Origin of the sequence: Klebsiella sp. C283 (assembly GCF_048822555.1) — a bacterium.
Taxonomy (GTDB): domain Bacteria; phylum Pseudomonadota; class Gammaproteobacteria; order Enterobacterales; family Enterobacteriaceae; genus Klebsiella; species Klebsiella quasipneumoniae.
This window is the reverse complement of record NZ_JBMEZS010000001.1, coordinates 635,749-648,468: the sequence shown is the minus strand read 5'-3', so window position 1 is coordinate 648,468 and position 12,720 is coordinate 635,749. Positions and strand designations below refer to the sequence as shown.

Genomic DNA, 12,720 nt, shown 5'->3' with positions numbered 1-12,720 from the left:
CACCTACAGCGATGGATCCCTCAAAACAGAAAGTTTATCCGCACTTCAGACTGTCGCAAAGATCAAAACAACAAAGCCCGGGCTAGCCCGGGCCTTGCTCACAGTATGACGCTCAATAATAGGCTTTCAGCGTCCGCTGGCAGAGGGCCGAGCGCACGCAGTCATCGGTGGTGAAACGCACGATGCCGATCATCTCATCTTCCTCAAAACGCGCCAGCGCATCACTTAGGCCAGATCTCACACCAGAGGGCAAGTCGCACTGGGTGATATCGCCATTGACGATGACCGTCACGTTCTCCCCGAGGCGGGTTAAAAACATCTTCATTTGCGCTGCGGTCACGTTCTGGGCCTCGTCCAGAATCACCACCGCATTTTCAAAGGTACGTCCGCGCATATAGGCGAACGGCGCGATTTCCACCTTGCCGATTTCCGGACGCAGGCAGTACTGCATAAAGGAAGCCCCCAACCTTTTCACCAGCACGTCGTAAACCGGTCGGAAATAGGGCGCGAACTTCTCGGCGATATCTCCCGGTAAGAAGCCGAGATCTTCGTCGGCCTGCAGAACGGGACGGGTAACAATAATTCTGTCCACATCCTTATGGATCAGCGCTTCCGCTGCCTTCGCCGCACTAATCCAGGTCTTGCCGCATCCGGCTTCGCCGGTGGCGAAAATCAGCTGTTTATTGTCGATGGCATTCAGATAATGCGCCTGAGCCTCATTGCGCGCCTCAATTGGGGAAGTATCACGGCTGTCCCGCGCCATGCCAATTGCTTCTACGCCACTCATTTGCACAAGCGATGTGACCGATTCTTCTTCACGCTGCTTATGACTGCGTGAATCCCGTCTCAGCACACGTTTTGCTTCACGACGAGCTTTGATCACTGCTTTTTGTCTTCCCATGGATAGCACCTTGCGTTGTAGGTTTACATCACACGCGTCAACATCGACGCGACTATGCGCACGAACGATTGAGGTTTGGCTTCCTTGTAAGCCATTGCTTGCCGGTAGAACTGACAACGAGTCGCGGCTACGCGCACCGCGTACCCTGCCAAGGTGATAATAATTCGAAGCGGAGGGAGAAAGAGTGAGAAAATCGCTGCCGGAAGCGGGGCTTCCGTGCTGAAGAGTACGGTCTGTGGTTTTACGTTGTCCGGTACGGGACCTTACCATTCGCGATCTCCATAGTGAAACGTCACACTGCCGGGAACTACCGCGTATGTAATAAGTACATCAAAAAAGATTCTTAATGCAACTTATTTTTCACAATGACGCAACAAATAGTTCTTAAGCAAGTGTAGGAGACTATCGGTCATTTGTATTACAGAAATATAACACATGGCAGGAAATATAAGAAAAATGAGAAAAACAGCAGAAAACGCCCTGCCCTTGCGGACAGGGTCGGTATCAGGCCTGCAGCAGCGTCTGTCCCAGGTAGTGCTTGTCATCCACTACGCCGGGTAAAACAAAGAAGTAGCCCCCGCCAATGGGTTTGACGTACTCCTCCAGCGCCTCGCCGTTAAGCCGTTTCTGCACCGTCAGAAAACCCTTTTCCAGATCGTGCTGATAGCAAACGAACAACAGCCCCATATCCAGTTGCCCGGCGTTAGTGACGCCCAGCGAATAGCTGTAGCCGCGGCGCATCATCAGGCTGGACTGGGTTTCCGGCGTGCGAGGATTGGCCAGACGAATATGGCTATCCAGCGCGATCGTCTCGCCGCCAGGATCGTTGCTGTAATCCGGGGTATCGTGCTCGTTTTTCATCCCCAGCGGCGCTCCGGTGTGTTTGTCGCGGCCAAAGATCGTCTGCTGCTCTTTCAGCGGCGTCCGGTCCCAGAACTCGACGTGAAACTGGATGATGCGCGCCGCCTGATAGCTGCCGCCCACGGCCCAGGCCGGCTCGTCCTGATCCGCCGTTACCCACACGACCTGATCCATCAGCGCGCTGTCATGGCTCGCCGGATTAGCGGTGCCGTCTTTGAAACCCAGCAGGTTGATGGGGGTCTCTTTGCCTTTGCTGCGCGCCGCGCTATCGGAGATAAACCCTTCCCGCTTCCAGCGCACGCTGAGCAAATCCGGCGTATGTTTGATGACATCGCGCAGGGCGTGGATCACCGTATCCTGAGTATTGGCGCAGATCTGCAGCAGCAGGTCGCCATGGCACAGGGCGGCATCCAGCGAATCATTGGGGAAGCGAGTCATCGGCTGCAGTTTTCTCGGCACTTTATCCGCGAGACCAAAGCGCTCATCAAACAGCGAATGGCCGACCGAGACGGTGATGGTCAGGTTATCCGGGGCAATCCACGGCCCTAAGATGCCGGAATCCATCGGCGGCAGCCGGGGATTAGGCGTATCGGGCGCCGGGCCGCCGTGGGTTAAAAAAGCGATACGCTGGGTCAGAAGCCGGAACAGACGCTCGAGGTCGGCTTTATCTGACGCCAGCACGTCGAACGCCACCAGCATCATCGAGGCCTGCTGCGGCGTCAGAATGCCCGCCTGATGCCGGCCGTAGAATGGCTGTTTTTCCTGACGCGCGTCGGGTGCGAGCGTCCCGGGGGAGCTTTCCGCTTTTGCCGCATGCGCCACCGGGCAGCCGCCGGTGATGGCCAGCGCGCCGCCAAGCGCGCCGATCCCTTTCAGTAAGCGACGACGTGACGGCTCGTTCACGTCGTGTGGTTTCTGTTGTGCCATCGACTTAGTCCAGACCCAGGATCCCGCGCAGCTGAGCCAGATCTTCCGCCAGGGTGGTGATCGGCCCTTTCAGCGCATTACGGTCAGCGGTGGTCAGCTTATCGTAAGTTTCGAAACCGTCTTTGGTGCGGTATTTGCTGAGGATACTGTCCACTTTCTTAAAGTTGTCGTCCACTTTCGCCAGCAGCGCGCTGTTCTCTTTTTGCAGCTGCGGGCGCAGCAGGTCGACAATTTTCTGCGCGCCGTCAATATTGGCCTGGAAGTCCCACAGGTCGGTATGGCTGTAGCGATCTTCTTCACCGCTGATCTTGCTGGCCGCGACTTCTTCAATTAATCCTGCCGCACCGCCCACGACTTTTGACGGCGGGAACGCCAGCTCGCTGATGCGTTTTTGCAGCTCCAGCACATCGCTGTTCAGCTGATCGGCGTATTTTTCCATGCCCTTGACACTGTTATCGCCAAACAGCGCCTTTTCCAGACGGTGGAAACCGGTGAATTTCGGATCTTCCGCTTTTTTCTCGAAGTCGTCTTCGCGGGCGTCGATGCTGCCGTCAAGGTCAGAGAACAGCTCGGCGATCGGCTCGATGCGCTCGTAATGCTGGCGCGTCGGGGCGTACAGCGCTTTCGCTTTCTCGATATCGCCCGCTTTCACCGCGTCGGTAAAGGCTTTGGTGCCGCTGACCAGCTGCGCGGTTTCCGCCGTCACATAGGCTTTGTAAGCGGTGATCGCTTCGCCGAGGCTCAGCACCGCATCGGCTTTCGCCGCGTCTTTGGTGGCGGCGCCGGTGACGATCAGTTTGCCTTTCGGGTTGGTGAGCAGGCCGCAGGTCATGTCATATTCGCCCGGCTGCAGGTTCGCGGTGAGCTTCTGGGTAAAGCCCGGCGCGATGTTCTCACGCTCTTCCACCACCATGACCCCTTTCAGAATCTCCCACTCCAGCGCTTTCTGGCTGTGGTTCTGAATAATAAACTGGGTTTTACCCGCGTTAACGGTCACCTGCATCGGCTCGCACTGTTTATCGTTGACGGTGACTTTGACCTGCGGGATATCCGCAGCCTGAGCACCGAATGCAGAGCTGAGCAGCGCGGCCACGGTCACCCGCAGCGCATTACGGCGAAAATGAATCATCATGATCATCCCTTTCGGTAAGTAGAGTGTCGCTTATAAGCTCGCAGCGCCTGGTCAGGCAGCCCGCGAGGCAGTCGTATTATTTCGCGGCGGCAGCGCAAACAGCACCAGCGCCGGGATCAGATAAAGCAGATAAACAGCCACTTCGCTGACGCTTGGCGTCTCCTGGTAGCCGAAGATCCCTTCCAGCAGCGTGCCGAACAGCGTATGCGTCGACAGCACAGCGCTCAGATCGAAGGCGGTCTCCTGGAACAGGTTCCACAGGCCCGCCTCGTGGAAGGCGCGGATCGCCCCCGCGGCCAGGCCAGCGGCCACCAGCAGGATAAACAGGCTGGTCCATTTGAAGAACACGCCGAGGTTGAGACGGATACCGCCCCAGTAGAGCAGGAAGCCCAGCACGATAGCCGTGGCCAGCCCCAGCAGCGCCCCCAGCGGCGGCCAGATGCCGACATCCTGCTGGAATGCCGCCAGCAGAAAGAAGACCGACTCCAGCCCCTCACGGGCGACCGCGAAAAAGACCATCATCACCAGCGCCCAGCCATGGTGATTTCCGCGCTGTAGCGCCTTGTCCACGGCCTGTTCAAGCTGCTGCTTGACGTTGCGTGAGACATTGCGCATCCAGAAGACCATCCACGTCAGGATCACCACCGCGATGACCGCGACGATCCCTTCGAACAGCTCCTGTTCACGCTGAGGAAATTCACCGGTGGTTTCGTTGATAAAAATGCCTAAGCCAAGACACAGCGCCGCCGCGAGGATCACGCCAATCCACATCACGCCAATCCAGTTGCCGCGCTGGGTGCGTTTCAGATAGCTGGCGATCAGGCTGACAATCAGCGCCGCCTCCAGGCCTTCGCGTAACATAATGAGAAATGGGACAAACATGCCAATACCCTTAAATGTAAAGCACCGTCAACGAATGCAAAAACAGGTAATATTTATGATAGTGATTATCATTACAATACTCAGAAACACAAGCAAAATGTGCAGAGAATGATGATCAGTTGTAAATAAATCGCTGGCAAATAATGACTTATGAAAATATTCGCCTGTTATGAGGGAAAAGAATAAGCAAAGGATTTTTTACGTCAGATATTTACCCGTCGCAGCGGCTATGGCTAAATGGCGGCCTTATTGACCTGCGAAAAGAACAACATGACTGCATTTTTTCATTTCCTGCTGGCGCTGGCGGTGATCCTCGCCCTGGCCTGGCTTGTCAGCTATGACAGACAAAAAATTCGGATTCGTTATATTCTCCAGTTGATTATTATCGAAATAGCGCTCGCTTTCTTTTTCCTGCACGCCGAAAGCGGCCTGTGGCTGGTGAAAAATATCTCCGGCTTTTTTGCTTCGCTATTAGGCTTTGCCGCCGAAGGGACCAATTTCGTCTTTGGCGGCATGAGCGAAAAAGGCTTAGCCTTTATTTTCCTTGGCGTCCTGTGTCCAATTGTGTTTATTTCCGCGCTGATTGGTATTCTCCAGCACTGGCGGATCCTGCCGATTTTTATTCGCGTCATTGGCACCCTGCTGTCGAAGGTCAACGGCATGGGTAAGCTGGAGTCCTTCAACGCCGTCAGCTCACTGATCCTCGGCCAGTCAGAAAACTTCATCGCCTACAAAGGCGTGCTGGGCGACCTCTCCTCGCGGCGTCTGTTCACCATGGCGGCGACGGCCATGTCGACCGTATCGCTGTCGATCGTCGGCGCCTATATGACCATGCTGGACGCCAAATATGTCGTCGCGGCGCTGATGCTGAATATGTTCAGCACCTTTATCGTGCTGTCGGTGATTAACCCGACGCGGCAGGGCAGCGAGCAGGAAATAAAGCTGGAGAAGCTGCATGAATCGCAGAGTTTCTTTGAAATGCTCGGGGAATATATTCTGGCCGGCTTTAAGGTGGCGATGATTATTCTGGCGATGCTGATCGGCTTTATCGCGCTGATCAGCGCCATTAACGCGCTGTTCGCTACCCTGTTTGGCCTCAGCTTCCAGCAGATCCTCGGCTACGTCTTCTACCCGCTGGCCTGGCTTATCGGCATTCCGCTGAGCGATGCGCTGAACGCCGGCAGCATCATGGCCACCAAGCTGGTCGCGAACGAATTTGTGGCGATGATTGAGCTGCAAAAGATTGCCGCCAGCATGACGCCGCGCGGGCTCGGCATTCTCTCGGTCTTTCTGGTGTCGTTTGCCAACTTTGCCTCGATCGGCATTATCGCCGGAGCGATCAAAGGCCTGAATGAACCGCAGGGCAATATCGTCTCCCGCTTCGGCCTGCGGCTGGTGTATAGCGCCACGTTGGTGAGTCTGCTTTCGGCCAGCTTCGCCGGGCTGGTGCTGTAAGACAAACGGCGGGGCTGCCCCCGCCGTTAACTCAGAACTGTACGCAGACCGGCTGGTCGACACGCATCACCGACTCCTGCGCGAACCGTGATTTATAGCCCTGGCGCAGCGCCTCAATACCGGCCTCGCTCTGCGCGTCGTTGCCATGGATCACCATCAGCGCCTTACTCTGCTCCCGCACCACCTGTCCATTCTGGCCCAGCCACTGGCCGCGAGCGTCAAACACCGTCAGCCCGTCGCGAAAACGCGGCGTGACGTCGCGGTCGACAAACTGTTGCCACTCATCAGGGGTGATGTCTTTCCCCGCCGGGCGGCTCAGGCCGAAGTAAAGCGTGGTTTGCACCATGGACTGATCCGCCGGGCAGGCGCCGGGCTTCGGCGCGCTGGTCGACGAACTTCCACCCGCCGCGCAGCCGCTGAGTAACCCTGCCAGCACCAGCGCCATTGCACCCTGTCTGAACGTCATCTTTGCTATCCTCATTGTTATTAGTCAGGAAATATCAGCGGATTTTCAAATAATTAGCAAGGGTTATAATATTCCAGCCCGGCAACAGGCAAAAAAAAGCCCGCCAGCGGCGGGCTCGTGAACATCAGTTGATCTTACTCAGCCGTGGCGCGTACCGGCGGCGGCGTATGGTAGTGGGCATCCGCTTCGGCGAAGCGCTGCTGCATGCTGGCCGACGGCGCTTTATCCAGCAGGCTAAAGACCACGATCCCGATGCTGCCGAAGACAAAGCCCGGAATAATTTCATACAGGCCCAGCCAGCCAAACTGCTTCCAGACGATCACGGTCAGGGCGCCAATCACCATCCCGGCCAGCGCGCCGTTACGGGTCATGCGCGACCACATCACCGAGAACAGCACCACCGGACCAAAGGCGGCGCCGAAGCCGGCCCAGGCATAGCTCACCAGACCCAGCACGCGGTTTTCCGGATTGGCCGCCAGGGCAATCGCCACCAGGGCAACCACCAGCACCATCATCCGGCCCACCCACACCAGCTCTTTCTGACCGGCGTTTTTACGTAGGAAGGCTTTATACAGGTCTTCGGTAATCGCGCTGGAGCAGACCAGCAGCTGACAGCTCAGGGTGGACATCACCGCCGCCAGAATCGCCGACAGCAGGATCCCGGCAATCCATGGGTTAAACAGGATTTGCGCCAGTTCGATAAACACGCGCTCGGCATTCTGGTTAACCGCGCCCGCCAGGCTCGGGTTGCTATTGAAGTAGGCGATACCAAAGAAGCCGACGGCCACCGCCCCGGCGAGGCAGAGGATCATCCAGGTCATACTAATGCGACGCGCGTGGACGATGCTGTGGTGCGAATCCGCCGCCATAAAGCGCGCCAGAATATGCGGCTGACCGAAATAACCCAGTCCCCAGCCCATCAGCGAAATAATCGCCACGAAATTCAGCCCTTTCAGCATGTCGATATTTTCGATGCTCTTTTGCTTAATGACTTCCAGCGAATCGCCAAAGCCGCCGACGGAAATAATCACGATCACCGGGGTGAGGATCAGCGCGAAAATCATCAGGCTGGCCTGCACGGTATCCGTCCAGCTGACGGCGAGGAAGCCGCCGACAAAGGTATAGATAATCGTTGCCGCCGCGCCGGCCCACAGCGCGGTTTCATAACTCATGCCGAAGGTGCTTTCAAACAGACGCGCCCCCGCCACAATTCCCGAGGCGCAATAGATGGTAAAGAACAGCAGAATAACCAGCGCTGAAATAATTCTCAGCACCCGGCTTTTATCTTCAAAACGGCCGGTAAAATAATCGGGCAGCGTCAGGGCGTTATTATTCACCTCGGTATGCACGCGCAGGCGCCCGGCTACCAGCTTCCAGTTAACCCACGCCCCCAGCGTTAAGCCGATGGCGATCCAGCTTTCGGAAATCCCGGAGAGGAAAATGGCGCCCGGCAGGCCCATCAGCAGCCAGCCGCTCATGTCCGAGGCGCCGGCGGAAAGCGCGGTCACAAATGGCCCCAGACTGCGTCCCCCGAGAATATAATCATCAAAGTTTTTGGTCGAACGCCAGGCAATAAACCCTATCAATACCATACCAAGAATATAAATAATAAATGTCACCAGCATCGGTGTGCTAATAGCCATGCAAAGTCTCCAGAATTTTTATCGACAGCGTCCAACTTCGTCGTTTTTTTCCACTACCGGAACGGGGTAATGGCGCATTGTTTAATTGGGCGACCGTATCCTGACGGAAGCTTCGGTTTTTCACAAACGATTTAACACAGCATTTACACGAAAAACCGACGGCGCAAAACGTCAATTTGCGAGAGGTTGCACTCTCTCACGTTTTTAAAGGTTGCACCAAACAAAAGTGTTAACTCACGCATACAAATACCCTATGAGCCCGGGGTTAAAATTCTGCTATTTTAGGCACTATTTTTAACAAATCCGCCATTTCACGGCTTTCGTCACACGCCTCAATTAACAAGGTTGCACAAAGTTGCAACATAGTGGATATTTCCAGGCAACCGCATAAGCCTAACGATAAATGACAGGAGTTTTGAGCATGGGCACCACCACCATGGGTGTTAAGCTTGACGACGCAACCCGCGAGCGCATTAAGTCCGCTGCGAGCCGCATTGACCGCACGCCGCACTGGCTGATTAAGCAGGCCATCTTCAACTATCTGGAAAAGCTGGAGAACGACGAAACGCTGCCCGAACTGCCGGCGCTGCTCTCCGGGGCCGCCAATGAAAGCGATGAAGCGGGTTCCCCGGCGGAAGAGCCGTATCAGCCGTTCCTCGAATTCGCCGAGCAGATCCTGCCGCAGTCGGTGAGCCGCGCGGCGATCACCGCCGCCTGGCGTCGCCCGGAAACCGACGCGGTGCCGATGCTGCTGGAGCAGGCCCGACTGCCGCAGCCGCTGGGCGAGCAGGCGCATAAGCTGGCGTATCAGCTGGCGGAAAAACTGCGCAACCAGAAGACCGCCAGCGGCCGCGCCGGCATGGTGCAGAGTCTGCTGCAGGAGTTCTCCCTCTCCTCACAGGAAGGGGTGGCGCTGATGTGCCTGGCGGAAGCCCTGCTGCGTATTCCGGATAAAGCCACCCGCGATGCGCTGATCCGCGACAAAATCAGCAACGGCAACTGGCAGTCGCACATCGGCCGCAGCCCGTCGCTGTTCGTCAATGCCGCCACCTGGGGGCTGCTATTCACCGGCAAACTGGTCTCCACCCACAACGAAACCAGCCTCTCACGCTCGCTGAACCGCATCATCGGCAAGAGCGGCGAACCGCTGATCCGTAAGGGCGTGGATATGGCGATGCGCCTGATGGGCGAGCAGTTCGTCACCGGGGAAACCATCGCCGAAGCGCTGGCTAACGCCCGCAAGCTGGAAGATAAAGGTTTCCGCTACTCCTACGATATGCTCGGCGAAGCGGCCCTGACCGCCGCCGACGCCCAGGCCTATATGGTCTCTTATCAGCAGGCGATCCATGCCATCGGCAAAGCTTCCAACGGCCGCGGCATTTATGAAGGCCCGGGCATCTCCATTAAGCTCTCGGCTCTGCACCCGCGCTACAGCCGCGCCCAGTATGACCGGGTGATGGAAGAGCTCTATCCGCGTCTGAAATCGCTGACCCTGCTGGCGCGCCAGTATGACATCGGCATTAACATCGATGCTGAAGAGGCCGACCGTCTCGAGATCTCCCTCGACCTGCTGGAAAAACTGTGCTTCGAGCCGGAGCTGGCGGGCTGGAACGGCATTGGTTTTGTTATTCAGGCCTACCAAAAGCGCTGCCCGTTCGTCATCGACGCGCTGATCGATCTCGCCACCCGCAGCCGTCGTCGCCTGATGATCCGTCTGGTGAAAGGCGCCTACTGGGACAGCGAAATCAAACGCGCGCAGATGGAAGGTCTCGAAGGCTACCCGGTCTACACCCGCAAGGTTTACACCGACGTCTCCTATCTCGCCTGCGCGAAAAAGCTGCTGGCGGTGCCGAACCTGATTTATCCGCAGTTCGCCACTCACAACGCCCATACTCTGGCGGCTATCTACCAGCTGGCGGGCCAGAACTACTACCCTGGCCAGTATGAGTTCCAGTGCCTGCACGGCATGGGCGAACCGCTGTACGAGCAGGTGGTGGGCAAAGTCGCCGACGGCAAACTGAACCGGCCGTGCCGGATCTACGCTCCGGTGGGCACCCACGAGACGCTGCTGGCGTATCTGGTGCGTCGTCTGCTGGAGAATGGCGCCAATACCTCCTTCGTCAACCGTATCGCGGACAATACCCTGCCGCTGGACGAGTTGGTGGCCGACCCGGTCAGCGCGGTGGAAAAACTGGCGCAGCAGGAAGGCCAGGCCGGTCTGCCGCACCCGAAAATTCCGCTGCCGCGCGATCTCTACGGCAGCGGCCGGAGCAACTCCGCCGGTCTGGATCTGGCTAACGAACATCGTCTGGCCTCCCTCTCCTCTTCCCTGCTCAACAGCGCCCTGCATAAATGGCAGGCATTGCCGATGCTGGAGCAGCCGGTAGCCGAAGGCGAGATGCAGCCGGTGGTCAACCCGGCGGAGCCGAAGGATATCGTCGGTTACGTCCGCGAAGCCAGCGATGACGAAGTGCAGCAGGCGCTGACCAGCGCTATCAACAACGCGCCCATCTGGTTCGCCACCCCGCCGCAGGAGCGCGCCGCCATTCTTGAGCGCGCCGCGGTGCTGATGGAAAGCCAGATGCCGACCCTGATGGGGATCCTGGTGCGCGAAGCGGGTAAAACCTTCAGCAACGCCATCGCCGAAGTGCGCGAAGCCGTTGACTTCCTCCACTACTACGCCGGTCAGGTGCGCGACGATTTCGATAATGAAACCCACCGTCCGCTGGGTCCGGTGGTCTGTATCAGCCCGTGGAACTTCCCGCTGGCGATCTTCACCGGGCAGATTGCCGCCGCGCTGGCGGCCGGCAACAGCGTGCTGGCGAAACCGGCCGAGCAGACGCCGCTTATCGCCGCTCAGGGCGTGGCGATCCTGCTGGAAGCCGGCGTGCCGCCAGGGGTGATCCAGCTGCTGCCGGGCCGCGGGGAAACCGTCGGCGCCGCGCTGACATCCGATGAGCGCGTGCGCGGCGTGATGTTCACCGGCTCCACCGAAGTGGCCACCCTGCTGCAACGCAATATCGCCAGCCGCCTCGACGCTCAGGGACGCCCAACGCCGCTGATCGCCGAAACCGGCGGGATGAACGCGATGATCGTCGACTCGTCGGCGCTTACCGAGCAGGTGGTGATCGACGTCCTGGCTTCCGCGTTCGACAGCGCCGGTCAGCGCTGCTCCGCCCTGCGCGTCCTCTGCCTGCAGGAAGAGGTAGCCGACCACACCTTAACCATGCTGCGCGGCGCGATGAGCGAGTGCCGGATGGGCAATCCCGGCCGCCTGACCACCGATATCGGCCCGGTTATCGATGCGGAAGCGAAAGAGAATATCGAACGCCATATTCAGACGATGCGCGCCAAAGGCCGCACCGTCTATCAGGCGGTGCGCGAGAATAGCGAAGACGCCCGCGAATGGAACCACGGGACCTTTGTGCCGCCGACGCTTATCGAACTCGACAGCTTCGACGAGCTGAAAAAAGAGGTCTTCGGCCCGGTGCTGCACGTGGTGCGCTATAACCGTAACGAGCTGGACAAACTGGTGGAGCAGATTAACGCTTCCGGCTACGGCCTGACCCTCGGCGTACATACCCGTATCGACGAGACCATCGCCCAGGTCACCGGCAGCGCAAAGGTGGGCAACCTGTACGTCAACCGCAATATGGTTGGCGCGGTGGTCGGCGTGCAGCCGTTCGGCGGCGAAGGGTTGTCCGGTACCGGTCCAAAAGCCGGCGGTCCGCTGTACCTTTACCGCCTGCTCTCCAGCCGTCCGCAGGGCGCGGTTGGCGTGACCTTCGCCCGCCAGGATGCAGAGCGTCCGCTGGACGCCCAGCTGAAAACGCTGCTGGAAAAACCGCTGCAGGCGCTGCAGCAGTGGGCGGCGGGCCGTCCTGAGCTGCAGGCGCTGTGCCAGCAGTACAGCGAGCAGGCGCAAAGCGGCACCCAACGCCTGCTTCCGGGGCCCACCGGCGAGCGCAACACCCTGACGCTGATGCCTCGCGAGCGCGTGCTGTGCGTGGCGGATAATGAGCAGGATGCGCTGATCCAGCTGGCGGCCGTGCTGGCGGTCGGTTGTGAAGTGCTGTGGCCGGACAGCGCCCTGCAGCGCGATCTGGCGAAGAAACTCCCGCGGGACGTCAGCGAGCGGATCCGTTTCGCCAAAGCGGATCAGTTGCCTGGCCAGGCCTTCGACGCGGTTATCTATCACGGCGACTCCGACCAGCTGCGCGAGCTGTGCGAGCAGGTGGCGGCGCGCGACGGGGCGATTGTCTCCGTGCAGGGCTTCGCCCGCGGCGAAACCAATCTGCTGCTGGAGCGGTTGTACATCGAGCGTTCGCTGAGCGTCAACACCGCGGCGGCAGGCGGTAACGCCAGCCTGATGACCATCGGCTAAGACGGGCTCCCCGGTGGCGCTGTGCGCCGCCATCCGGGAAATCGGCGATGCGATCAGCTAATGACAGCC

At 58.5% G+C, this 12,720-nt stretch carries 8 protein-coding genes; 2 read left to right on the top strand and 6 right to left on the bottom strand.

Annotation, left to right across the window (positions count from 1 at the left end):
• Positions 1–112 precede the first annotated feature (112 nt).
• The 4 genes from phoH to efeU form a co-directional block, all read right to left on the bottom strand.
• On the bottom strand, positions 113–901 hold the full coding sequence (phoH, locus tag ACOI7Z_RS02975; protein WP_002898923.1) for a phosphate starvation-inducible protein PhoH: 789 nt from the start codon (positions 899–901) through the stop codon (positions 113–115).
• Between the two features lie 504 nt (positions 902–1,405).
• Positions 1,406–2,689 carry an iron uptake transporter deferrochelatase/peroxidase subunit gene (gene efeB, locus ACOI7Z_RS02970; RefSeq protein ID WP_023289108.1) on the bottom strand — a complete coding sequence of 428 codons (1,284 nt, stop codon included), beginning with the start codon at positions 2,687–2,689 and terminating at the stop codon, positions 1,406–1,408.
• A 4-nt stretch (positions 2,690–2,693) separates the two neighbouring features.
• Positions 2,694–3,821: an iron uptake system protein EfeO gene (gene efeO, locus ACOI7Z_RS02965; protein WP_087849005.1), complete on the bottom strand. Its 1,128-nt coding sequence runs from the start codon at positions 3,819–3,821 to the stop codon at positions 2,694–2,696.
• A gap of 51 nt (positions 3,822–3,872) precedes the next feature.
• Positions 3,873–4,703, bottom strand: a complete 831-nt coding sequence (gene efeU / locus ACOI7Z_RS02960; protein WP_032452417.1) for an iron uptake transporter permease EfeU — start codon at positions 4,701–4,703, stop codon at positions 3,873–3,875.
• 270 nt (positions 4,704–4,973) lie between these two features.
• On the opposite strand from efeU, the gene ACOI7Z_RS02955 reads away from it, so the two are divergent.
• Positions 4,974–6,158: a NupC/NupG family nucleoside CNT transporter gene (locus ACOI7Z_RS02955; RefSeq protein ID WP_087849049.1), complete on the top strand. Its 1,185-nt coding sequence runs from the start codon at positions 4,974–4,976 to the stop codon at positions 6,156–6,158.
• 31 nt (positions 6,159–6,189) lie between these two features.
• On the opposite strand, the gene ACOI7Z_RS02950 is transcribed toward ACOI7Z_RS02955, so the two are convergent.
• Together ACOI7Z_RS02950 and putP are read right to left on the bottom strand one after the other, a co-directional pair.
• A complete protein-coding gene (locus ACOI7Z_RS02950) occupies positions 6,190–6,624 on the bottom strand; it encodes a DUF3574 domain-containing protein (RefSeq protein WP_044522031.1) in 435 nt (144 codons plus the stop codon).
• A 134-nt stretch (positions 6,625–6,758) separates the two neighbouring features.
• Positions 6,759–8,267 carry a sodium/proline symporter PutP gene (putP, locus tag ACOI7Z_RS02945; protein ID WP_023289103.1) on the bottom strand — a complete coding sequence of 503 codons (1,509 nt, stop codon included), beginning with the start codon at positions 8,265–8,267 and terminating at the stop codon, positions 6,759–6,761.
• A 421-nt stretch (positions 8,268–8,688) separates the two neighbouring features.
• Here putP and putA point away from each other — a divergent pair, with 421 nt between their 5' ends.
• A complete protein-coding gene (gene putA / locus ACOI7Z_RS02940) occupies positions 8,689–12,651 on the top strand; it encodes a trifunctional transcriptional regulator/proline dehydrogenase/L-glutamate gamma-semialdehyde dehydrogenase (RefSeq protein ID WP_023289102.1) in 3,963 nt (1,320 codons plus the stop codon).
• The last annotated feature ends 69 nt before the right edge of the window (positions 12,652–12,720 follow it).

Bases quoted from the DNA above. Each gene is read 5' to 3' on its own strand.
- phoH (WP_002898923.1), bottom strand. From the start codon at position 901: ATGGGAAGACAAAAAGCAGTGATCAAAGCTCGTCGTGAAGCAAAACGT.
- efeB (WP_023289108.1), bottom strand. From the start codon at position 2,689: ATGGCACAACAGAAACCACACGACGTGAACGAGCCGTCACGTCGTCGC.
- efeO (WP_087849005.1), bottom strand. From the start codon at position 3,821: ATGATGATTCATTTTCGCCGTAATGCGCTGCGGGTGACCGTGGCCGCG.
- efeU (WP_032452417.1), bottom strand. From the start codon at position 4,703: ATGTTTGTCCCATTTCTCATTATGTTACGCGAAGGCCTGGAGGCGGCG.
- ACOI7Z_RS02955 (WP_087849049.1), top strand. From the start codon at position 4,974: ATGACTGCATTTTTTCATTTCCTGCTGGCGCTGGCGGTGATCCTCGCC.
- ACOI7Z_RS02950 (WP_044522031.1), bottom strand. From the start codon at position 6,624: ATGACGTTCAGACAGGGTGCAATGGCGCTGGTGCTGGCAGGGTTACTC.
- putP (WP_023289103.1), bottom strand. From the start codon at position 8,267: ATGGCTATTAGCACACCGATGCTGGTGACATTTATTATTTATATTCTT.
- putA (WP_023289102.1), top strand. From the start codon at position 8,689: ATGGGCACCACCACCATGGGTGTTAAGCTTGACGACGCAACCCGCGAG.